23 protein-coding genes are annotated in these 20,682 nt (G+C 61.8%); 12 read left to right on the top strand and 11 right to left on the bottom strand.

The annotated features are described in order from the left end of the window. Position 1 precedes the first annotated feature (1 nt). Positions 2-1,390, top strand: a complete 1,389-nt coding sequence (gene cysS, locus HX812_RS03315; RefSeq protein WP_038849483.1) for a cysteine--tRNA ligase — start codon at positions 2-4, stop codon at positions 1,388-1,390. 67 nt (positions 1,391-1,457) lie between these two features. Here cysS and HX812_RS03310 read toward each other — a convergent pair whose 3' ends face one another. Beyond that, entirely contained in the window at positions 1,458-2,009 is a 552-nt protein-coding gene (locus tag HX812_RS03310) for a dihydrofolate reductase family protein (RefSeq protein WP_038849481.1), read from the bottom strand. Positions 2,010-2,120: 111 nt separating this feature from the next. On the opposite strand from HX812_RS03310, the gene lepB reads away from it, so the two are divergent. Next, entirely contained in the window at positions 2,121-2,789 is a 669-nt protein-coding gene (gene lepB / locus HX812_RS03305) for a signal peptidase I (RefSeq protein WP_038849479.1), read from the top strand. On the opposite strand, the gene HX812_RS03300 is transcribed toward lepB, so the two are convergent. Both HX812_RS03300 and HX812_RS03295 read right to left on the bottom strand, forming a co-directional pair. Continuing rightward, positions 2,790-3,377: a TetR/AcrR family transcriptional regulator gene (locus tag HX812_RS03300; protein ID WP_038849477.1), complete on the bottom strand. Its 588-nt coding sequence runs from the start codon at positions 3,375-3,377 to the stop codon at positions 2,790-2,792. 23 nt (positions 3,378-3,400) lie between these two features. Continuing rightward, a complete protein-coding gene (locus HX812_RS03295) occupies positions 3,401-4,153 on the bottom strand; it encodes a 3-oxoacyl-ACP reductase family protein (protein ID WP_038849476.1) in 753 nt (250 codons plus the stop codon). Positions 4,154-4,389: 236 nt separating this feature from the next. Between HX812_RS03295 and HX812_RS03290 the strand changes: the two genes are divergently transcribed. Further along, positions 4,390-5,172: an SDR family oxidoreductase gene (locus HX812_RS03290; RefSeq protein WP_038849475.1), complete on the top strand. Its 783-nt coding sequence runs from the start codon at positions 4,390-4,392 to the stop codon at positions 5,170-5,172. Here HX812_RS03290 and HX812_RS03285 read toward each other — a convergent pair. After that, positions 5,169-5,498 (bottom strand): helix-turn-helix domain-containing protein, encoded by a 330-nt coding sequence (locus tag HX812_RS03285; RefSeq protein WP_038849474.1) that lies wholly within the window; start codon positions 5,496-5,498, stop codon positions 5,169-5,171. The genes HX812_RS03290 and HX812_RS03285 overlap by 4 nt on opposite strands. 101 nt (positions 5,499-5,599) lie before the next feature. Here HX812_RS03285 and HX812_RS03280 point away from each other — a divergent pair, with 101 nt between their 5' ends. Continuing rightward, positions 5,600-6,058 carry an HIT family protein gene (locus HX812_RS03280; RefSeq protein ID WP_038849497.1) on the top strand — a complete coding sequence of 153 codons (459 nt, stop codon included), beginning with the start codon at positions 5,600-5,602 and terminating at the stop codon, positions 6,056-6,058. Between the two features lie 126 nt (positions 6,059-6,184). Here HX812_RS03280 and HX812_RS03275 read toward each other — a convergent pair whose 3' ends face one another. The 7 genes from HX812_RS03275 to HX812_RS03245 all read right to left on the bottom strand — a co-directional run bounded on the left by HX812_RS03275 (position 6,185) and on the right by HX812_RS03245 (position 13,283). Next, the gene (locus HX812_RS03275; RefSeq protein ID WP_016977444.1) at positions 6,185-6,523 is read right to left on the bottom strand and encodes a Na+/H+ antiporter subunit G; all 339 of its coding nucleotides are present in this window, start codon (positions 6,521-6,523) and stop codon (positions 6,185-6,187) included. Beyond that, positions 6,520-6,798, bottom strand: a complete 279-nt coding sequence (locus HX812_RS03270) for a K+/H+ antiporter subunit F (RefSeq protein ID WP_038846025.1) — start codon at positions 6,796-6,798, stop codon at positions 6,520-6,522. The genes HX812_RS03275 and HX812_RS03270 overlap by 4 nt, the downstream gene beginning before the upstream one ends. Then, complete coding sequence (locus HX812_RS03265; protein WP_038846028.1) at positions 6,795-7,283, bottom strand: Na+/H+ antiporter subunit E; 489 nt, start codon at positions 7,281-7,283, stop codon at positions 6,795-6,797. The genes HX812_RS03270 and HX812_RS03265 overlap by 4 nt, the downstream gene beginning before the upstream one ends. After that, positions 7,280-8,962 carry a monovalent cation/H+ antiporter subunit D gene (locus HX812_RS03260; protein ID WP_038846030.1) on the bottom strand — a complete coding sequence of 561 codons (1,683 nt, stop codon included), beginning with the start codon at positions 8,960-8,962 and terminating at the stop codon, positions 7,280-7,282. Before HX812_RS03260 ends, HX812_RS03265 begins: the two co-directional genes overlap by 4 nt. Then, the gene (locus HX812_RS03255; RefSeq protein WP_003192163.1) at positions 8,959-9,303 is read right to left on the bottom strand and encodes a Na+/H+ antiporter subunit C; all 345 of its coding nucleotides are present in this window, start codon (positions 9,301-9,303) and stop codon (positions 8,959-8,961) included. Before HX812_RS03255 ends, HX812_RS03260 begins: the two co-directional genes overlap by 4 nt. Further along, a complete protein-coding gene (locus tag HX812_RS03250; protein WP_038846033.1) occupies positions 9,303-12,224 on the bottom strand; it encodes a monovalent cation/H+ antiporter subunit A in 2,922 nt (973 codons plus the stop codon). Before HX812_RS03250 ends, HX812_RS03255 begins: the two co-directional genes overlap by 1 nt. 129 nt (positions 12,225-12,353) lie before the next feature. Then, positions 12,354-13,283: a DMT family transporter gene (locus HX812_RS03245; protein WP_038846035.1), complete on the bottom strand. Its 930-nt coding sequence runs from the start codon at positions 13,281-13,283 to the stop codon at positions 12,354-12,356. Between the two features lie 92 nt (positions 13,284-13,375). Between HX812_RS03245 and HX812_RS03240 the strand changes: the two genes are divergently transcribed. The 8 genes from HX812_RS03240 to HX812_RS03205 all read left to right on the top strand — a co-directional run bounded on the left by HX812_RS03240 (position 13,376) and on the right by HX812_RS03205 (position 20,668). Then, entirely contained in the window at positions 13,376-13,939 is a 564-nt protein-coding gene (locus HX812_RS03240; protein ID WP_038846038.1) for a helix-turn-helix domain-containing protein, read from the top strand. A gap of 154 nt (positions 13,940-14,093) precedes the next feature. After that, on the top strand, positions 14,094-15,290 hold the full coding sequence (locus HX812_RS03235) for an SfnB family sulfur acquisition oxidoreductase (RefSeq protein WP_038846039.1): 1,197 nt from the start codon (positions 14,094-14,096) through the stop codon (positions 15,288-15,290). A gap of 9 nt (positions 15,291-15,299) precedes the next feature. Then, positions 15,300-15,626 (top strand): acyl-CoA dehydrogenase, encoded by a 327-nt coding sequence (locus HX812_RS03230; protein ID WP_038846041.1) that lies wholly within the window; start codon positions 15,300-15,302, stop codon positions 15,624-15,626. Beyond that, entirely contained in the window at positions 15,626-17,005 is a 1,380-nt protein-coding gene (locus HX812_RS03225) for an LLM class flavin-dependent oxidoreductase (RefSeq protein ID WP_038846042.1), read from the top strand. Before HX812_RS03230 ends, HX812_RS03225 begins: the two co-directional genes overlap by 1 nt. Positions 17,006-17,063: 58 nt before the next feature. Further along, the gene (locus tag HX812_RS03220) at positions 17,064-17,966 is read left to right on the top strand and encodes an AMP-binding protein (protein ID WP_038846044.1); all 903 of its coding nucleotides are present in this window, start codon (positions 17,064-17,066) and stop codon (positions 17,964-17,966) included. Continuing rightward, complete coding sequence (locus tag HX812_RS03215; protein ID WP_033901330.1) at positions 17,963-18,733, top strand: ABC transporter ATP-binding protein; 771 nt, start codon at positions 17,963-17,965, stop codon at positions 18,731-18,733. Before HX812_RS03220 ends, HX812_RS03215 begins: the two co-directional genes overlap by 4 nt. Then, complete coding sequence (locus HX812_RS03210) at positions 18,733-19,614, top strand: branched-chain amino acid ABC transporter permease (protein WP_038846046.1); 882 nt, start codon at positions 18,733-18,735, stop codon at positions 19,612-19,614. Before HX812_RS03215 ends, HX812_RS03210 begins: the two co-directional genes overlap by 1 nt. A 4-nt stretch (positions 19,615-19,618) precedes the next feature. After that, positions 19,619-20,668, top strand: a complete 1,050-nt coding sequence (locus tag HX812_RS03205; protein WP_038846047.1) for a branched-chain amino acid ABC transporter permease — start codon at positions 19,619-19,621, stop codon at positions 20,666-20,668. Positions 20,669-20,682 lie beyond the last annotated feature (14 nt).

Genomic DNA, 20,682 nt, shown 5'->3' with positions numbered 1-20,682 from the left:
TGTGCTAACGATCTACAACACACTCAGCAAGACCAAAGAAGTCTTCAAGCCGCTGGATGGCAACAAGGTGCGCATGTACGTGTGCGGCATGACCGTGTACGACTACTGCCACATCGGCCACGGCCGCAGCATGGTGGCCTTCGACCTGGTGACCCGCTGGTTGCGTTTCAGCGGCTATGACTTGACCTACGTGCGCAACATCACCGACATCGACGACAAGATCATCAACCGCGCCAACGAAAACGGCGAGTCGTTCGACGCGCTGACCGAGCGCATGATCGCCGCGATGCACGAGGACGAGGCCCGCCTCAACATCCTCAAGCCGGACATGGAGCCGCGTGCCACGGACCACATCCCTGGCATGCACGCGATGATCCAGATCCTGATCGACAAGGGTTACGCCTACGCCCCAGGCAATGGCGACGTGTACTACCGCGTCGCCAAGTTCATGGGCTACGGCAAGCTGTCGCGCAAGAAAATCGAAGACCTGCGTATCGGTGCCCGCATCGAAGTCGACGAAGCCAAGCAGGATCCGCTCGACTTCGTGCTGTGGAAAGCCACCAAGCCGGGCGAGCCGAGCTGGGAATCGCCATGGGGCGCCGGGCGTCCGGGCTGGCACATCGAATGCTCGGTGATGTCCACCTGCTGCCTGGGCGAGACCTTCGACATTCATGGAGGCGGCAGCGACCTCGAGTTCCCGCACCACGAAAACGAAATCGCCCAGAGCGAAGCCGCCACCGGCAAGACCTACGCCAACGCCTGGATGCACTGCGGCATGATCCGCATCAATGGCGAGAAGATGTCCAAGTCCTTGAACAACTTCTTCACCATTCGCGACGTGCTGGAAAAGTATCATCCAGAGGTTGTGCGTTACCTGCTGGTGTCGAGCCACTACCGCAGCGCCATCAACTACTCGGAAGACAACCTCAAGGACGCCAAGGGCGCCCTGGAGCGCTTTTACCACGCGTTGAAAGGCCTGCCAGCCGTGGCGCCGACCGGCGGTGAAGCCTTCGTCGCACGGTTTACCGAAGTCATGAACGACGACTTTGGTACGCCGGAAGCCTGCGCGGTGCTGTTCGAGATGGTGCGTGAGATCAACCGTTTGCGTGAGAGTGATCTTGATGCGGCGGCGGGTCTGGCAGCGCGCTTGAAAGAGCTGGCTAGCGTGCTTGGGGTTCTGCAAATGAAGCCTGAGGACTTCCTGCAAGCCGGCGCTGAAGGGCGTGTGGATGCGGCTGAAGTGGATGCGTTGATTCAGGCGCGTCTGGCTGCTCGCGCTAACAAAGACTGGGCGGAATCCGACCGTATCCGTGACCAACTGACCGCCATGGGTGTGGTGTTGGAAGACGGGAAGGGTGGGACGACGTGGCGGTTGGCCGATCAGGCTTGATCGGTAAACGCTGAATGAAAAACGCCCCGACTGGTTCGGGGCGTTTTTTTTGGACGCGGGCTTGGCCTCAATGCTTACTATCTACGTCATACCTGCTCTGAACAAACCCATTGTCCGACACGTAGGTTCCGACATGGCGCAGCTCATGCCCACTGCCAACCAGGCTGAACAGAGGAATACCTTGCCCCAGCAAAACCGGGATACGGGTAATGATCAGCTCATTGATCAGGCCGGCTTCAAGAAACGCCTGGATCGTCTGCCCACCGTCGATATACAGATGTTTCATGCCTCGTTCGGCTAACGTCGCAACCAATGTGGTCACGTCTCCCGCCATGACCTCAACCTTGCCTTCCAGATGCGCCGGGATTTCCAGTTGCTGGTGAGACAGGACAATGACCGGCGTACCCTCATAGGGCCACTCGGGAAAGGACAGGACCTTCTCCAGGGTTTTTCGGCCCATCACCAGCGCATCCACCGTAGCGATAAAGCTTTCATAGGTCACACCCTTCAACTCGGCGGTTTCATACGCGGGTTGGTGCAACCATTCGATATCACCGTCCGAGCGGGCAATGAAGCCGTCGACGCTGGCAGCGATAAAGACTGAGCATTTGATATCCATCGCGAAAACTCCTTTTTGTGCGCTTGGACGCTAATGTTAATTTAATCCGCCCATGCAAAAACCGAATGTCGAAGAAATAACCCTGACGCCCTTTCTGCAGTGCGAGGATGTATGCGAAGTTGGTTGATCCGTTACCGTTACGCCATCATTTTCTGGGTGTGCTTCGGCGTTTTTCGTACCTCCTTGGCCGACTGGAATCCCATCCCCTCCGGCTCCATGCGTCCGACCTTGCTGGAGGGCGATGTGGTGCTGGTCAACCGTGTGGCGTATGACCTCAAGGTGCCGCTCACGGATATTTCCCTGGCCAAGCTCGATAACCCTCAACGCGGCGATGTGGTGACGTTTTCGTCGCCCAAGGACGGCATGCGCCTGATCAAGCGTATCGTTGGCATACCCGGTGACACCCTGGAAATGAAAGACGAGGTGTTGTGGGTCAACGGCGTGCCTGCTTCCTACAGTGACGCGCAGGATATCAGCGAGCCCATTGTGCCCGGCCGTACCGTGCCGGGGATCAAGCTGAAGGAGCTGGCGGCCAACCGTCAGCGCACGGTGCAATTCATGCCGACGGTGCGGGCGCTGCGCAATTTTGGTCCGGTCACTGTGCCGGCCGACAGTTATTTCATGCTGGGGGACAACCGTGATAACAGCGACGACTCACGGTATATCGGCTTTGTGCCGCGCCGGCTATTGATCGGGCGCGCGCATCATGTGCTGGCGTCGGCGGAGATCCTGGATCACTGGGTGCCACGCCTGAACAGGTTTGGCGCGCCGATTCTCTGACTACGCGTTCGCGCCCAGCGCGCGGATTGCGAACACGGCGATATTGGCCAATTGCTCCACGGTGGCACCGCCCTTCCCAGCGATTTTCATGCCGCTGAGGGTGGCCATCAGAAAATCGCAGGCGCCCGATAAATCGGTGTCGGGGGCCAACTCTCCCTGCTCCCGTGCACGCCCTAAGGTGTGCACCAGCGCATCGCGCAAGCGTTCGGTGCTGTGGGCGGTGAGTCGATTGATTTCTTCGTCCTCCTGGCCGAATTCGCAGATGGCATTGACGCCCATGCAGCCCGCGGTACCTTCGCGCAAGGCGCGGGTGGCGAAGGATTGCAAGGTGTCGTGAATGGCCTGCAGCGGCGTCTGGCCCTGGTTGAGGCGCCCGATCAGATCGTCAACGCCATTGCGCTGATACTCGGCCATGGCCTGCAAGTACAACTGACGTTTGTCGCCAAACGTGTTGTACATGCTTTGGCGACTGAGCCCCATGGCCTGCATCAGTTCCTCGGTAGACGCTGCAGCGAAGCCCTTGTCGCAGAACACACGTATGGCCTGTTGCAGCACCTGGTCGCGGTCGAATGCTCTGGGTCTTGCCATGGGGTACCTCTGCAAATGAAGGATCAGGCCAGGTAACCACCGTCGATGGTCAGGCTGGCACCGGTGACAAAGGCGGCTTCCTCGGACGCGAGGTAGGCAACCATGCCGGCGATGTCGTCGGCGGTGCCCAGCCGACCCAGCGGGACCAGGCTTTTGACCAGGTCGGAATGCGGTCCGTCGGCGGGGTTCATGTCGGTGCTGGTCGGGCCGGGCTGGACGTTATTGACGGTGATGCCACGTGGGGCAAAATCAATGGCCAGGCCGCGAATCATACCGGCGATCGCGGCCTTCGTCATGCTATAGACACTGGCACCCGGAAAGCCTGAACGTTGCGCCACGACACTGCCAACGGTGATGATGCGATCACCGCTGTGCATGACCGCAGAACTGGCTTTGGCCGCCGCGAATGCCGCACGGACGTTCACCGCAAACATGCGGTCGAAGTCTTCCAGGCTGAACTCATCGACGGTACCGCGTAGCAGGATACCGGCGTTGTTGACCAGTATATTCAAGGCGCCAAAACGCTCCATGGTATGTGCTACCGCGCGCTCGATTGCTGCCACATCAGCGCTGTCAGCCTGGATGGCCAGGGCTTTGCCGCCTTGGCTTTCGATCTGGCTGACAAGCGTATCGGCCTTTGCGCTGGAAGAAGAATAAGTGAAGGCCACCGCAGCGCCTTCGGCGGCGAGACGGCGAACGATGGCTTCGCCGATACCGCGGGAACCGCCGGTGACCAAGGCGACTTTGCTGTGGAATCGAGAGAGTTGAGCAGTCATGGTGATGCCTGTATTAGTGGATTAATTAATCCACTAAACCCTATCAGGCCTCTTAGAGTGCGCCAAGCTATTTTTGGATTAATTAATCTTTAACTGGGTTGTCCCTTGCTCATGGCCTGTGCCCTCCTGAAGCCCGATACTTACTTTTGAGTGAGCCCATTACCTTTTCGTGCGTTCTTGTGGCCTGTCCATCACGTTCCTATCCTGGGGTCTTCGTTTACCCAGGAGGAGTTTTCATGAGCTTTGATCTCGGACTGACAGGCCTTCGCGCGCTGGTCACGGGCGGCACCAAGGGCATCGGTGCGGCGGTGGTTGCCGTGTTGCAGGAACAGGGCGCCCAGGTGATTTCGGTCGCGCGTTCGGCAGCGGGTACGCCACCCGAGGGCGTGCATTTCATTGCCGCCGACCTGGGCACTGCGGCCGGTTGTGCCAGCGCCACCGAGGCGGTGAAGGCGCAGTTTGGCGGTGTGGATATCATCGTCAATGTCCTCGGCGGTTCCAGTGCGCCAGGTGGGGGGTTTGCGGTGCTCGATGATGAGCAGTGGATGAATGCGCTGGGTCAGAACCTGATGGCGGCGGTGCGGGTGGATCGGGCGCTGTTACCGGGGATGGTCGAGCGCGGGGCCGGGGTGATCATTCATGTTACGTCGATCCAGCGGGAGCTGCCGTTGCCGGAATCGACCACGGCCTATGCCGCTGCCAAGGCGGCGTTGGCGACGTACAGCAAGAGCCTGTCGAAAGAAGTGACGCCCAAGGGCGTGCGGGTGGTGCGGGTTTCGCCGGGCTGGGTGGAGACGGACGCGGCGGTCGCGTTGGCAGAGCGTCTGGCAGATGAGGCGGGCACGGATTACGAAGGCGGCAAGCAGATCATTATGCAAGCGTTGGGCGGCATTCCGCTGGGCCGGCCGGCCAAGCCTCAGGAAGTGGCGGACTTGATCGCGTTCCTGGTCTCGCCCCGCGCCGGGTCGATCAGTGGCACCGAGTACGTGATCGACGGCGGCACCGTGCCCACGGTCTAGATCACAGGCTTGGCGGCCTGCCATTTAAGCAGGCCATCCAGCACCGGGCACAGGCTCTGACCCCATTCGGTCATGCGGTATTCCACTTTCGGCGGCACCACCGGGTAGACGGTGCGCTGCACCAGGCCATCGGCTTCAAGCTGGCGCAGTTGTTGGGCGAGCATCTTCTGCGAGATCTCCGGGATCAGCCGCTCAAGGTCGGAATAACGCTGCACCTGGCCGCCGAACAGATGAAACAGGATGATCAATTTCCAGCGCCCGCCGAGCCAGGCGAGGGTGGTTTCGACGTCGGCTGCGGCGGTGGCAGGGGTGTAGGTTTTGCTCATCGCATACGTCCTTAGGACATGTCTGAAAGTTTCCATTTGCTTTGACGCCCGCCCCATCCTGGCTTTAGATGGTCGCCACGACCCAACTGGCGGAGATTCAAATGGAATGTATTTTCTGCAGCATTGTTCGAAAAACTTCCCCGGCGCACATCCTATGGGAAGACGAGCAGCATATGGCATTTTTGTCGATTTTCCCCAACACGCCGGGTTTCAGCGTGGTGATTCCCAAACAGCATTACGGCAGCTATGCGTTTGCGCAGTCGGATGAAGTGTTGGCCGGGCTCGCGATAGCGGCGAAGAAGACCGCGTTGCAGATCGACCGGGCGTTTCCCGATGTGGCGCGCACGGGGCTGATCATGGAGGGGTATGGCGTGGATCATCTGCATGCGAAGTTGTTTCCCATGCATGGCACCGGTTCGGACAGCGGGTTCAAACCGTTGAGTTCGAAGGTGGACAAGTTCTTCGAGGCGTATGAAGGCTATATCTCGTCCCATGATCATGGGCGGGCGGATGATGCTGAGTTGTCCGAACTGGCGGCGCACATTCGATCTTTTGCCTAGCACAAAACCAAATGTAGGAGCGGGCTTGCTCGCGAAAGCGGAGTGTCAGTCACTGTATGTGTTCCTGATACACCGCTTTCGCGAGCAAGCCCGCTCCCACATTTTTGACCGCGTACTTTTCAGGGATCAGCGCCGGCTGCTGACCTCGGCAGGCACATCATCCCCCGCCATACGCTTACGGAACAACGCCGTACGCGCCAGCAGCAACGTGGTCACCGGCACCGTGATCGACAACAAGATCGGAATCAACCAGCCGTGCAACACCGGGCCGGACTTGAGCACCGAAAAGTAGATGATCGACGCCAGCGCCACACACCACGCCCCCAACGTCGAAGCCAATGCCGGCGGGTGCATGCGCTGGAAGAAGTCCTTCATCCTTAGCAAGCCGATCGCGCCAATCAATGCAAACACACTGCTCAACACCAGCAGCACGGCCACGACGACTTCCATCCATAACGGCATCATTCAATCACCTCCCCACGCAGCAGGAATTTCGCCAGGGCAAACGAGCCGACGAAGCCGAACAGCGCAATCAGCAGCGCCGCTTCAAAGTAGGTGTCACTGGCGTAGCGAATGCCCAGCACCAGCATCATCAGCATCGCCAGGATGTACAGGTAGTCCAGCGCCAATACCCGGTCCTGGGCCGAGGGGCCTTTGAACAGGCGCACCAAGGTCAGCACCATGGCCAGCGAGAACAGGAACAGGCTGAGCAGGATCGCATTGGAGAGCAGGGCGCTCATTCGAAGATCTCCATCAGGGGCCGTTCGTAGGTGGTCTTGAAGTGCTCGATGAAGGACGCTTCATCCTCCAGGTCAAACACGTGCAAGAGCAGGATGCTACGGTCCAGCGCCAGTTCCGACCAGATGGTGCCGGGCACCACGGTGGTGATCATCGACAACGCCGCCAGGCCGTTGGCGTCGCGCAGGTCCAGGGGGATCTTGATGAAGCGCGAACGCGGTGGACGGGAGCTGCAGATCAGCACGCCCCAGGCCACTTGCAGGTTGGAGATGATCACATCGCGGCCCACCAGGAAGAACAGGCGAATGATCACCCCAGGGCGGCGAATGCGGATCGGCAACGGCCGCAGCGGCGCCATCATCAGCGGCGCCAGAAAACCCAGCAGCGCGCCCAGCAGCAGGTTGCCGGGGCTCACGGACAGGTTGAGCACCAGCCACAACAGCCACAACGCCAGCGACAACCACGGAGCAGGGAACAGACGCTTCATGGCTGCACCTCCAGCGCGGCGGCCTTGGCTTCAGGGCTCGGCACCGGGCGCGTGGCCATCACCGCCATCACGTAGTGTTCTGGGTTGTTCAGGCTGACGGCCGTGTCCTGGGTGTAGCGCATCAGCGGCTCGGCCTTGAAGGTCAGCAGGATGCTCAGGCCCAGCAGGAAGAAGATCGGCAGGCACTCGTAGCGACGCAGCAGCGGCGAAGGACGCTCTTCCGGGGTCCAGAAACGCTGGATGCCGAGGCGGGCGAAGGCGATCAACGAGGCCAGACCCGAGAGGATCAACAGCGCCATCAAACCCCAGGCCGCCGGGCGGATTGGCGCGTCAACACTGACACCCAGGCCCAGTGGATTGACCAGCGCACTCAACAGGCTGAGCTTGCCGATAAACCCGGACAGCGGCGGCATGCCGATGATCAGCAGGGCGCAGGCGATAAAGCTCAGGCCCAGGAAGGCCATGGTCCAGGGAATCACCTGGCCGACCACGGCTTGCTGTTCATCATCGAGGTTGACGCCGGGACGTGGGTGCAAGGACTCCATGGCTTTAGGCAGCGCATCGATCTCTTCGTCCAGCGGCAGGTCGTTGGCCGAGCGTGAACGCTCGATCAATTCGGCCAGCAGGAACAGCGCGCTTAATGCCAAGGTAGAACTGACCAGATAGAACAGCGCGCCCGCGGTCAGGCTTGGCTGGGCGAAACCGACTGCCGACAGCAGGATCCCCGCCGACACCAGAATGCTCAAGCTGGCCATGCGCTCCAATCGCTGCGCCGCCACCATCGCCAACCCGGCGCAGATGATGGTCGCCATGCCGCCATACACCAGCCAGTCCCCGCCAAACAGCGCCGACGCACCGGCCTGGCCGGAGAACAGTAGAGTCCACAGGCGCAGCACGGTGTAAACGCCGACCTTGGTCATGATCGCGAACATCGCCGCCACCGGCGCACTCGCCGAAGAATACGCGGGCGCCAGCCAGAAGTTCAGCGGCCACATGCCGGCCTTGGCCAGGAACGCCGTCGCCAGGATCGCCGCACCGGCGTGCAACAGGCCACGATCTGCCTCCGGCACCAGCGGAATTTTCAGCGCCAGGTCAGCGAAGTTCAGCGTGCCAGTCACCCCGTAGATCATCGCCGCGCCAATCAAAAACAGCGACGACGCGAGCAGGTTGATCGCAATGTAATGCAGCCCCGCCGACACCCGCGCACGCCCGGAACCGTGCAGCATCAAGCCATAGGACGCCGCCAGCAGCACCTCGAAGAACACGAACAGGTTGAACAGGTCGGCGGTGAGAAAGGCCCCGTACAACCCCATCATCTGCACCTGGAACAACGCATGGAAACTGGTGCCTGCGCGGTCCCAGCGGGCCATGGCGAACAACAGCGCACTCACGCCGATGATGCCGGTGAGTACCAGCATCAGCGCCGATAACTGATCGACCACCAGCACAATGCCAAACGGCACTTGCCAGTTGCCCGGCAGGTACACGCCAATCGAGCCGGGGCCGCCTTTTTGCGTCCAGTACAGCAGCAAGACTGCGATGCCCAGGCCGATCATGCTGGAGAACAGGTTGATGCGCGCCTTGAGCGGACGGTGCTTCTCGCCGAGCATCAGCATCAATGCGGCGGTCAGCAACGGCAGCAGGATCGGCGCGACGATCATTTGATTCATCCACGTCATTCCTTGGGCTCCCGGCCGTCCACATGGTCCGTGCCGGTCAAGCCACGGGAGGCGAGCAGCACCACCAGGAACAAGGCGGTCATGGCGAAGCTGATCACAATGGCCGTCAGCACCAGTGCCTGGGGCAGGGGATCGGTGTAGTTGAGCAGGTCTTGCGGCACACCGTCCTTGATGATCGGCTCCTTGCCGATAAACAGGCTGCCCATGCTGAAAATGAACAGGTTGACCCCATACGACAACAGGCACAGGCCCATCACCACCTGGAAGGTCCGTGGCCGCAGGATCAGCCAGACGCCGGAGGCCGCCAGGACCCCAATGGCAATTGCGATGACTTCTTCCATCAGGCGGCTCCTTCCGTTGCGGCAACCACTTTGGCCTGGTTGCTCGGTTTATGGGCCCGCACGGATTGGTGACCGAGGGCGGTTAGCATCAGCAGCGTCGAGCCGACGACCATGGCGTACACGCCGACATCGAAGAACAGCGCGCTGGCGATGTGAATGTCGCCGAGCAGCGGCAGGCTGAAGTGCCAGGTGTGGGTGGTGAGGAATGGATACCCGGCAAACAGCGCTCCGAGGCCGGTCAGCGTCGCCGAGAACAGCCCGAAGCCCATCCAGCGCATCGGCCGCAGGCTCATCTGCGCCTCGACCCACTGCGTACCGGCGACCATGTATTGCAGGATAAACGCCACCGACATCACCAGGCCGGCGACAAACCCGCCGCCCGGTTGGTTGTGGCCGCGCATGAACAGGTAGAACGACACCACCAGAGCAATCGGCAGCAGCAGGCGCACCAGCACCGCCGGCACCATCATGAAGCCCAGAGCGGTGTCGCTGGCCTGGCGTGGGTTGACCAGGTCGGTGGCCACGTCCGGCGCCAACTGGCGCTGTTGCGCGGGCAGTTGCATGCTTTCCTTGGAGGGACGGAAGCGGCGCAACAGGGCGTACACCGTCAGCGCCACGGCGCCGAGTACGGTGATTTCACCCAGGGTATCGAAGCCGCGGAAGTCCACCAGCATCACGTTCACCACATTGCTGCCGCCGCCTTCGGGCAGGGCACGGCTTAAGTAGAACGAGGAAATGTCGTTGGGCGTCTGGCGCGTCAGCATCGCGTAGGACAGCAGCGCCATGCCGCCGCCGACCACGGTCGACAACAGGAAGTCCCGCAGGCGCCGGATGCGCGCCTTGCGCAAGGAGCTTGGCAGTGGCGACACTTCTTCGATCCGCCGTGGCAGCCAGCGCAGACCGAGCAGGATCAGCACCGTGGTCACCACTTCGACGACCAACTGGGTCAGCGCCAGGTCCGGCGCCGAGAACCACACGAACGTCACGCAGGTCATCAGGCCGCACACGCTGACCATGGTCAGGGCCGCCAGCCGGTGGTACTTGGCTTGCCAGGCGGCACCGAGGGCACAGGCAATCGCCAGCAGCCACAGGGTCACGAACACGATGGAGCCCGGGATCTTCGGCCGGTCGCCCCAACTGAGGCCACTGTTGAGCATCGGGATCATGCCGCCGATCACCGCCACCAACACCAGCAGGAACAACTGGGTCTGCAGGCGCTTGGTGCTGATGCGTTTCTCGATCTTGCGCACCCCGCGCATCATCACCACCAGGCTGCGCTCGAAGCCGCGTTTGCCGTTGAAGTAACTGATGATGGGCGGGTATTTGAAGCGGCCACGCTTGAGTTGCTTGCGCAGCAATAGATACAGAACGACGCCAGCGGACATGGCCACCAGGCTCATGATCATCGGCGCGTTCCAACCGTGCCAGATGGCCAGGCTGTACTCCGGCAGCACGCCACCGACAACAGGCAAGGCGGCAGCGGCGAGGATCGAACCGACCACCTGGGCCGGGAAAATCCCCACCAGCAGGCAGGTGAACACCAGCAGCTCGACCGGCGCACGCATCCAGCGCGGCGGTTCGTGGGGCGTGTGCGGCAGGTTGGTGGCAGTCGGGCCAAAGAACACATCAATGGTGAAGCGCAGCGCGTAGACCACGCTGAATGTACCGGCGACCGTCGCGATCACCGGCAGGGCAAATTCCACCCAGGCGGTGGAGGAGATGAACACGGTTTCGGCGAAGAACATTTCCTTGGACAGGAAACCGTTGAGCAACGGCACCCCGGCCATGGACGCACTGGCAACCATCGCCAGGGTCGCGGTAAAGGGAATCAAGCGGACCAGGCCACTGAGCTTGCGAATGTCGCGGGTGCCGCTTTCGTGGTCGATGATGCCTGCGGCCATGAACAACGAGGCCTTGAACGTGGCGTGGTTGAGGATGTGGAACACCGCAGCGACGGCGGCCAGTGGGCTGTTGAGGCCCAGCAATAAGGTGATCAAGCCGAGGTGGCTGATGGTGGAATAGGCCAGCAGGCCCTTGAGGTCGTTTTGAAAGATCGCGCAGTAAGCGCCGAGAAGCAGGGTAATCGCGCCGGCACCGCCGACGATATAAAACCATTCTTCGCTGCCAGACAGCGACGGCCACAGGCGGGCCAACAAGAACACGCCGGCCTTCACCATCGTTGCCGAGTGCAGGTACGCCGAAACCGGCGTGGGCGCCGCCATTGCGTGAGGCAGCCAGAAGTGGAAGGGGAACTGCGCGCTTTTGCTCAAGGCACCGATCAGCACCAGGGCCAGCATGACCGGGTACAGCGAGTGCGCGCGAATCTGATCGCCTGCTGCCAGCACCTGGTCCAAGTCGTAGCTGCCGACGATATGCCCCAGCAACATCACGCCCGCCAGCAGGCATAAGCCGCCGGCACCGGTGACCATCAACGCCATGTACGCGCCGCGTCGCGCGTCGGCGCGGTGGTGCCAATAGCCGATCAGCAGGAACGAGAACAGGCTGGTCAGTTCCCAGAAGAACACGATCTGGACCAGGTTGCCGGAGATCACCAGCCCGAGCATGGCGCCCATGAACGCCAGGAAAAACGCGAAGAAGCGCGGCACCGGGTCGTCCGGTGACATGTAATAGCGCGCATACAACGACACCAGCGTGCCGATGCCCAGCACCAGCATCGAGAACAGCCAGGCAAACCCATCCATGCGCAGCACGAAGTTCAGCCCGAGGCTGGGCAACCACATGAATTCTTCGCGGATCACGCCACCGTGGGCGATCTGGGGGTAGAGCAGGGCGACTTGAATGGTGCCAACCAGGGCCACAAGGCCGGCCAACAGGGATTCGGTGTTACGTGCATTGTGCGGCAGCAAGGCCGCCAGACAGCTGCCAGCGAACGGCAGAAGCAGTAGAACTATCAGGGACATAGGCTTCTAATCTGCGGGAGTTTGGGATGCATCATACGTGCCGCTTTCTCGATCACCAAACGGCAAGATGTGGCAGGATCCTACAAGGTAGGCCGAAAACTCCCATTTGGCATTGTTTCAATGCCCCGCTTAGCCCTGATGTTCCTGCTCCAGCTCATTGTCCACTGCAAGCGCCTTTTGTGCCTTGGTCTTCATTTCACTGACAATCACCGCCGCCACAATCAACGCCGCGCCCAGCATCGCAATCGGCGGGAAGCGCTCCCCGGCGATCCGTCCCACCACGCCTGCCCACACCGGCTCACCAGCATAAATCAACGTGGCTCGGGTGGGCGAAACGCTTTGCTGCGCCCAGTTCATGGCGACCTGGATCACCGCACTGGTCAAGCCCAGGCCCACCGCACTGAACAGCAGCAGCCACGAGAACCCCGGCAAGGCCTCGCCCATCGGCACCACCATCAGGAACGACAGCAACGACGCCGTGGCCAGTTGCACCACGGTCACCCGGCGCACATCCACCTGCCCGGCAAAGGCGCTGATCAGGATGATTTCAGCGGCAATCGCGACGGCGCCGATCAACGTGGCGATTTCACCGGGGCTGAAATTCAGCGAAGCGCCCGCCGGCCCGGTCAGCAGCATCAAGCCGGTAAACGCCAGCATGATGCCAATGCTCGGCATCAAGCCTGGACGGCGTCCCAACACCAGCCATTGCAGCAACGGCACGAACGGTACATACAACGCCGTGATAAACGCCGATTGGCTGCTCAGGATCGTCTGCAAGCCAATGGTTTGCAGCCCGTAGCCAAACATGATCGCCACGCCGATAAACACGCCGGCCTTCAACTCGAACAGCGTCAGGTCACGCAACGTGCGCAAGGAAAAGAAACCGACCACAATCGCCGCCGCCGCAAACCGTAGCCCGACGAAAAACATCGGCCCGCTGACGGTCATCGCGTGTTGCACCAGCAAAAAGGTGCCGCCCCAGATCATGGTGATCACCACCAGGATGCATTCGGCTTTGCTGAAACGGTTGAAACGAGGGGAGGCGTTCGCGGTGGTCATGGCGGCTCGGTCTTGCAAGGGAAGGGCACGGACCGCACAATGCGCCGCACGCTGGGCAGTATACTGCGCACACCCACCCATTGAGCAATATAGTGCACAAAGAAAATCCACACCGGGCCTCGGTCCTGCAGCACGTCAGCCAGAACGTGCGTCGCCTGCGCCATGCCGCCGACCTGAGCCAGACCGCGCTTTCGGAAAAATCCGGGGTCAGCCGGCGCATGTTGGTGGCCATCGAGGCGGGGGAGAAGAACGTCAGCCTGTCCACCCTCGACCGTGTGGCCGAAGCGTTGGACGTGGCCTTCAGCGACCTGATCCAGGCGCCGGATGCCCCCGACCACAGCCGCATCAATGAGCTGGCCTGGGCCGGTGAAATCCCCGGCAGCAAGGCGGTGTTGCTGGCCAAGGCCACGGCGCGGCGTGAAGTCGAGTTGTGGGAGATGCAATTGGAGCCGGGTGACCGCTACAGCCCCGATCCCGACCCGGAAGGCTGGAGCGTGCAACTGTTCGTGTTCGAAGGCTGCCTCACCCTGCTGGTGGGCGAGGAAGAAAAACACGTCGCCGCCGGCGAGTTTTACATGTTCGCCAGCCGCCACGTGCATGGCTATCGCAATGACGGCGATGTGCCTGTGCGGTTTGTGCGCAACGTGGTGATCTAACTGTTCGCCCGGCAACAGTGGATGGACACTTTGCTGCTTTGAAACGCGCCATGTTGCGCTGAATGACCAGCAAATCGCTGATTTTATTGGCGATTACATTCAGGCACGACTCCTGCAATCACTCCAGTATCCCCTCGGAGCCTGGAGTCGGCCCATGTCAGCCCACCCTCAACACCCTGCCCATATCATCCGCTCGGACGCGGAAGCCATCGAGGTCGCCACGCGCCTGGCTGCACGGTTCGCGGTCGACGCCAGCGAGCGCGACCGTGAGCGTCGCCTGCCCATTGCCGAACTCGACGAATTTTCCGCGAGCGGCTTGTGGGGCATCACCATTCCCAAGGTTTACGGCGGTGCCGAGGTGTCGTATGTGACCGTGGCCGAGGTCATCAAGTTGATCTCTGCTGCTGATCCGTCCCTCGGGCAGATCCCGCAGAACCACCTGGGCGTGGTGGACATCCTGTTGCAAACCGCGACCGAGGAACAAAAGCGCTACTACTTCGGCAAGGTCCTCGCCGGCTATCGCTTCGGCAATGCCTTCTCCGAAGCCAAGAGCAAGAACGCCGGCACCTTCGACACGCAGATCCGTTTCCACGGCGACACCGCGCAAATCAACGGCGAGAAGTTCTACTGCACCGGCGCGTTGTTCGCCCATATAGTGCCCACCGTCGGCAACAACGAAAAGGACCAGGCTTTCATCGCCTTTATCGAGCGCGATGCCCAAGGCCTGAGTGTGATCGACAGCTGGGACGGCTTCGGCCAGCGCACCACCGCCAGCGGCGGCGTGACCCTTGACGGCGTAACCGTGCCTCTCAGCGCGGTGATCCCCGCCCACCAGGCCTTCGACCAACCCACCGCCAACGGCCCGATTTCACAGATCATCCAGGCAGCCGTCGATACCGGCATCGCCCTGGGCGCCCTTGAACAGGCCAAGATCTATGCACGCCAGGCGCGGCCCTGGATCGACAGCCAGCAGGATCACGGCTGGCAGGACCCGTTCACCATCGCCGCCATCGGCGACCTGGAGTGGCGCGTGCACGGCACCGAAGCCATCCTCGCCAAGGCCGGCCTGGCGGTGGACCGTGCCCTCGCCGAGCCAAGTGAAGACAGCGTGGCCCAGGCCTCCTTGGTGGTTGCCCAGGCCAAAGTGCTGTCGGCCGAAACCGCCTTGCTCGCCAGCAGCAAGCTCTTCGAACTGGCTGGCACCCGGTCGGTCACCGGCAAACACAACCTCGACCGCTTCTGGCGCAACGCACGCACCCACACCCTGCACGACCCGGCGCGCTGGAAGTACCACCTGATCGGCAATTTCGTGCTCAACGGCGTGAAGCCCGCGCGGCACGCCTGGAACTGAGGATTAACCATGACCGCACTGAGCCTTGCGCGCCAACTGTTGGACAGCACCCGCCGCCATGTCGAGACAAGCGAGGACCCCTATGTGATCAGCCGCTTCGGCGATCTGCAGATCCGCGTTGACGTGGCCGCCGCCTTGCTGGAACGCGCTGAAACCCACCCAAGCCCGGTGGCCGCCACCGAAGCGCAGATCGCCGCCGCCGAAGCCTTGATTGCCGCGAGCAACGCCGAATTCGAACTGACCGGCCAACGCACCGCACTGCCGTCGACCCTTGACGACCCGCTGCGCTGGAAATACCAGGTTGTCGGCAACTACCACCTCAACGGAGTGCTTTGATGTCCCGTGAAATACGCTTGAATGCCTTCGACATGAACTGTGTCGGCCACCAATCGCCCGGCCTGTGGGCGCACCCGCGTGACCGTTCGTGGCAGTACAAGGACCTGGAGTATTGGACCGACCTCGCCAAGATCCTTGAACGCGGCAAGTTCGACGGCCTGTTTATCGCCGACGTGCTGGGCATTTATGACGTGTACAACGGCAACGGCGACGCGGCGATTCGCCAGGCGGCGCAGGTGCCGGTCAATGATCCGTTGTCGCTGATCGCGCCGATGGCCTTGGTCACCGAGCATCTGGGTTTTGGCCTCACCGCTTCGTTGTCCTTTGAGCATCCCTACCCGTTCGCCCGCCGTCTCTCCACCCTGGACCACCTGACCAAGGGCCGCATCGGCTGGAATATCGTCACCTCCTACCTGGAAAGTGGCGCCAAGAACCTCGGCCAGAAAGCCCAGACCGAACACGATGCGCGCTACGACTACGCCGAGGAATACCTAGAGGTTTGCTACAAACTCTGGGAAGGCAGCTGGGAGGAGGGCGCCGTGTTGCGTGACCGCGAGCGCCGGATTTTCAGTGACCCGAGCAAGATCCATGAGATCCGCCATGTCGGCAAACACTTCCAGGTGCCCGGTATTCACCTGTGTGAACCCTCGCCGCAACGTACGCCGGTGCTGTACCAGGCCGGCGCGTCCAGCCGAGGTAAACAGTTCGCCGCCGAGCAGGCCGAGTGTGTGTTCGTCGCCGCACCGTCCAAGGTGCTGCTGAAAAAGACCGTCGCCGACATCCGCCGGCGTGCCGCCGAGGCGGGGCGTGATCCGAAGAAAATCCTGATCTTCAACCTGCAGACCGTGATCGTCGGTGAGACCGATGCCAAGGCCAAGGCCAAGTTCGACGAGTACAAATCCTACGTCAGCTATGAAGGCGCGATGGCGTTGATCTCCGGCTGGACCGGCATCGACTTCAGCCAATTCAAACCCGACGAACCCCTCAAGCATGTGCACACCAACGCTATCCAATCGGCGGTGGAAGCCTTCTCCACTGCCGACCCGAACAAGGTCTGGACGCCCAACGAGCTGGCCGATTGGGTCGGCATCGGCGGCTTTGGCCCGCTGTTTGTCGGCGGCCCGGAAACCGTGGCGGACCTGTTGCAGGAGTGGGTCGAGGAAACCGATGTAGACGGCTTCAACCTGGCCTATGCGCTGACCCACGAAACCTTCATCGACGCCGTGGACCTGCTGGTGCCGGAGTTGCAGAAGCGCGGGGTGTACAAGACCGAATATGCCCAGGGAACGCTGCGCGAGAAGTTGTTGGGTGACGGTGCGCGGTTGGGCGCCAATCACCCCGGCGCCGGTTACCGCGACCTCAAGGCCAACGCAATCTAACTGATCACCCCGCCAGCGGACCACCGCACGCACACAACCTGAATAGGAGAACCTCCCTATGAGCGTGCACGAACTCAAACGTCCGCTGGCCCCGGAATGGCCCGCCGAACTGCTCGGCAACCTGCCCAAGGCATTGGAACAACTGCACCACTGGGCACAGATCACGCCGCTGCACACCGCCTTGCGCCACAAACGCCAGGGTCAGTGGCATGCGTGGCGCTGGATCGACACCTTGCGGGATGTGGAACGCCTGGCCGATGGCTTGCGCCAGCAGGGCTTTGACGCGCAATCGCGCTTGGCCCTCAGCGGGGCGTTCGAGCCGAACCTGTTGCTGTTGGCACTGGCGGCTCATTCCATCGGCGGGCAAGTCCTGACCCTGGCTGACGACCTTGTGGTCGACGCGTTGCAACAACAGCTGTGGCGCATCCGTCCCACCCACTCTTACACCCAGGACCGCCAGCAAGTGCGGCATTGGCAATCGGCCAACCTGCTGGACTTCGCCCAATTGCTGGGTCCGGTTGACCCGGCTCAACACCTCGCCCGCTGGTGGCAACCCAGCGGCGAAACCGCATTGTGGAGCGAAGAGGGCACGCACTGGCAGGGCGGCCTGGCGGTCGTGCTGGAGCAATGGCTGAACAGCGGCCATGGCCTGGCCTTCCCGGAAAGCCCAGCCTCAGCCCGGCGTGATCGCAGTGAAGTGGCGCCCACCGGCCTGCTGTTATCGCCCGCACGTTTGCAGCACCTGGCCGACGAAATCGAAAGCCGCCTGGCACCCCATGGCACCTGGCGCCGACGCCTGTGCGACTGGGCCATCACCCACCCGCAAAGCGGCCTGCGCCGCCTGTTGAAAAACCGTGTGCGCAAGCTGCTCGGCTTCCAGCGCCTGGCCTATATCTGGCAACCCCTCAAATCCACCCCTTCGCCGGTGTGGCTGGCGGAATTCAAACGGGACATCGCATGAGCCAAGCCATTCTCCAGGTGCGGGATATCTCGCTGTCGTTCAAGGGGGTCAAGGCGATCAATGCCTTGTCCTTCGAGGTGGCGCGCGGCGAGATCTGCGCGCTGATCGGCCCTAACGGTGCAGGCAAAAGTTCGTTGCTCAACGTACTCAATGGCGTGTATCGCTTCGATGCCGGCGAGATCGTCTTCGAAGACCAGCACTTCCACCGCATTGACCCGTTGGGCGCCGCGCGCCGGGGCATTGGTCGCACCTTCCAGAACAACGCGCTGTTCAAGAAGATGAGCGTGCTCGACAACATCCTTACCGGCCTGTCGCGGCACCTGCGCAGCAGCTTTATTGAACAAGCCCTGGGCTTACCCCGCGCACGCCGAGAAGCCGAAGCGTTCCGCCTGCGCGCCCAGGGCATTCTCGAATTTCTTGAGTTGCAAGCTCAACGTGATGTGCTGGTGGGCAACCTCTCTTACGGCCTGCAAAAGCGCGTTGAGCTAGGCCGCGCCTTGATCGCCGGGCCCAGCCTGTTGCTGCTCGACGAACCCATGGCGGGCATGAACGCCGAGGAAAAACAGGAAATGGCGCGCTTCGTCGCCGACGTGAACCGCGACCTTGGCACCACCGTGGTGTTGATCGAACACGACATGGGCGTGGTCATGGGGCTGTCCGACCACGTGGTGGTGCTCGATTACGGGCGCAAGGTCGGCGACGGCACGCCCGCCGAAGTGCAGGCCAATCCCGAGGTGATCGCGGCCTACCTGGGAGTGGTGCACTGATGACGTTTTTCTTTGAAACCCTGCTCGGCGGTCTGCTCGCCGGCACCATGTATTCGCTGGTCGCCATCGGTTTCGTGCTGATCTACAAAGCCAGCGGTGTGTTCAATTTTGCCCAGGGCTCGATGCTGCTGTTTGCCGCGCTGACCTTTGTCAGCCTGCATGATCAAGGCGTGCCGTTTGCCGTGGCGCTGCTCTTGACCGTGATCGTGATGATCATCGGCGCCTTACTCATCGAGCGCCTGGTGTTGCGGCCGCTGGTAAACCGTTCGCAGATCACCCTGTTCATGGCCACCTTGGGCCTGTCGTTCATTATCGAAGGCCTGGCCCAGGGTTTGATGGGCTCGCAAGTGCGCGCCCTCGACCTGGGCATCGACGACGTGCCGCTGTTCATCGGCCCGCTGATGCTCAGCCAATTCGACCTGATCGCCGCGGCCGCTGCGGTGGTGCTGGTGACCGTGCTGGCGTTGCTGTTCAACAAGACCCGCATCGGCGTGTCGCTGCGCGCGGTAGCGGATGACACCACAGCGGCGCTGTCCATCGGCATCAACCTCAACCGTATCTGGCAGATCGTCTGGGCGGTAGCCGGGATTGTCGGGCTGGTGGCCGGGCTGCTGTGGGGCGCGCGCCAAGGGGTGCAGTTTTCGTTGTCGCTGGTGGTGCTCAAGGCCTTGCCGGTGTTGATCATCGGCGGTTTTACCTCGATTGGCGGGGCGATTGTCGGCGGGTTGATCGTCGGCGCGGCGGAGAACCTGGCCGAGGTGTACATCGGCCCCTTGATCGGCGGCGGCATCACGCCGTGGTTCGCCTACGTACTGGCCCTGGCCTTCCTGTATATCCGTCCCGCCGGCCTGTTTGGCGAGCGCGCCATCGAGCGAGTCTGAAACCATGTCGATCCCTGCTGCTCAACACACCGCGCCGTTGCTGCTGATCCAGCGGCGCATTTCCTGGGGCCTGATTGGCCTGTTGGCGCTGGCCTTTGTCGTGGTGCCGCTGTGGGGCAATGACTATTGGCTCAATGCGATCCTGATTCCTTTTTTAGTGCTGTCATTGGCTGGGTTGGGCTTGAACCTGCTCACCGGCTATACCGGGCAAACCTCGGTGGGCGCTGCCGGCTTCATGGCCGTCGGCGCGTTCGCCACCTACGGTTTTTTGCTGCGCCTGCCGGAACTGGGCTTGCCGGTGGCGCTGCTCGGCGGCGGGATTATCAGCGCGTTGGTTGGCCTGTTGTTCGGCCTGCCCAGCTCGCGGATCAAGGGCTTCTACCTGATGGTCACCACCCTGGCCGCGCAGTTTTTCCTGGAGTGGCTGTTCGTCAAATTCCCCTGGTTCTACAACTACGGCTCGTCCGGGACCATTTCCGCGCCGAAGCTTGCGCTGTTCGGCCACGACCTCAACACGCCGCTGGGCCGTTACCTGCTGACGTTGGTCACGGTGCTGCTGCTGACCTGGACCGCGATCAACCTGGTGCGCAGCCAGGTCGGGCGCAACTGGATGGCGATCCGCGACATGGACACCGCCGCCGCCGTGGTCGGCATCCCAGTGGTGCGCTACAAGCGCCTGGCGTTTGCAGTCAGCTCGTTTTACCTCGGCATCGCCGGCGCGCTGTGGGCCTTTGCCTACCTGGGCACGGCCAGCGCCAGCAGCTTCGATATCAATCGTTCATTCCAGATCCTGTTCATCATCATTATCGGTGGCATGGGCAGCATCGCCGGCAACTTTGTCGGCGCGGCTTTCATCAGTTTGTTGCCGATTTTCCTCAGCCACGCAGGGCAGGCGCTGTTTGGCGGTTCGGTGGATGCGGGGCAGTTGCAGAACCTGCAGAAAATCATCTTTGGCGTGTTGATCATCGTGTTCCTGATCAAGGAACCCGAGGGCTTGATTCGCCTGTTGCACAACCTGCGTGACCATGTGCGGCAGTGGCCGCTGCGTTTCTAACATTCCCTCAAGAG

This window comes from Pseudomonas sp. IPO3749 (genome assembly GCF_013386605.1).
Lineage (GTDB): Bacteria > Pseudomonadota > Gammaproteobacteria > Pseudomonadales > Pseudomonadaceae > Aquipseudomonas > Aquipseudomonas azotoformans_A.
Note: the sequence above shows the minus strand (reverse complement) of the source record. Positions and strands in the feature narration are given on the sequence as shown.

Bases quoted from the DNA above. Each gene is read 5' to 3' on its own strand.
- HX812_RS03210 (WP_038846046.1), top strand. From the start codon at position 18,733: ATGACGTTTTTCTTTGAAACCCTGCTCGGCGGTCTGCTCGCCGGCACC.
- HX812_RS03225 (WP_038846042.1), top strand. From the start codon at position 15,626: ATGTCCCGTGAAATACGCTTGAATGCCTTCGACATGAACTGTGTCGGC.
- HX812_RS03285 (WP_038849474.1), bottom strand. From the start codon at position 5,498: ATGAGCAAAACCTACACCCCTGCCACCGCCGCAGCCGACGTCGAAACC.
- HX812_RS03295 (WP_038849476.1), bottom strand. From the start codon at position 4,153: ATGACTGCTCAACTCTCTCGATTCCACAGCAAAGTCGCCTTGGTCACC.
- lepB (WP_038849479.1), top strand. From the start codon at position 2,121: ATGCGAAGTTGGTTGATCCGTTACCGTTACGCCATCATTTTCTGGGTG.
- HX812_RS03265 (WP_038846028.1), bottom strand. From the start codon at position 7,283: ATGAAGCGTCTGTTCCCTGCTCCGTGGTTGTCGCTGGCGTTGTGGCTG.
- HX812_RS03230 (WP_038846041.1), top strand. From the start codon at position 15,300: ATGACCGCACTGAGCCTTGCGCGCCAACTGTTGGACAGCACCCGCCGC.
- HX812_RS03270 (WP_038846025.1), bottom strand. From the start codon at position 6,798: ATGAGCGCCCTGCTCTCCAATGCGATCCTGCTCAGCCTGTTCCTGTTC.
- HX812_RS03280 (WP_038849497.1), top strand. From the start codon at position 5,600: ATGGAATGTATTTTCTGCAGCATTGTTCGAAAAACTTCCCCGGCGCAC.
- HX812_RS03275 (WP_016977444.1), bottom strand. From the start codon at position 6,523: ATGATGCCGTTATGGATGGAAGTCGTCGTGGCCGTGCTGCTGGTGTTG.
- HX812_RS03235 (WP_038846039.1), top strand. From the start codon at position 14,094: ATGTCAGCCCACCCTCAACACCCTGCCCATATCATCCGCTCGGACGCG.
- HX812_RS03310 (WP_038849481.1), bottom strand. From the start codon at position 2,009: ATGGATATCAAATGCTCAGTCTTTATCGCTGCCAGCGTCGACGGCTTC.
- HX812_RS03260 (WP_038846030.1), bottom strand. From the start codon at position 8,962: ATGACGTGGATGAATCAAATGATCGTCGCGCCGATCCTGCTGCCGTTG.
- HX812_RS03220 (WP_038846044.1), top strand. From the start codon at position 17,064: ATGAGCGTGCACGAACTCAAACGTCCGCTGGCCCCGGAATGGCCCGCC.
- HX812_RS03290 (WP_038849475.1), top strand. From the start codon at position 4,390: ATGAGCTTTGATCTCGGACTGACAGGCCTTCGCGCGCTGGTCACGGGC.
- HX812_RS03300 (WP_038849477.1), bottom strand. From the start codon at position 3,377: ATGGCAAGACCCAGAGCATTCGACCGCGACCAGGTGCTGCAACAGGCC.
- HX812_RS03205 (WP_038846047.1), top strand. From the start codon at position 19,619: ATGTCGATCCCTGCTGCTCAACACACCGCGCCGTTGCTGCTGATCCAG.
- HX812_RS03255 (WP_003192163.1), bottom strand. From the start codon at position 9,303: ATGGAAGAAGTCATCGCAATTGCCATTGGGGTCCTGGCGGCCTCCGGC.
- HX812_RS03245 (WP_038846035.1), bottom strand. From the start codon at position 13,283: ATGACCACCGCGAACGCCTCCCCTCGTTTCAACCGTTTCAGCAAAGCC.
- HX812_RS03215 (WP_033901330.1), top strand. From the start codon at position 17,963: ATGAGCCAAGCCATTCTCCAGGTGCGGGATATCTCGCTGTCGTTCAAG.
- HX812_RS03250 (WP_038846033.1), bottom strand. From the start codon at position 12,224: ATGTCCCTGATAGTTCTACTGCTTCTGCCGTTCGCTGGCAGCTGTCTG.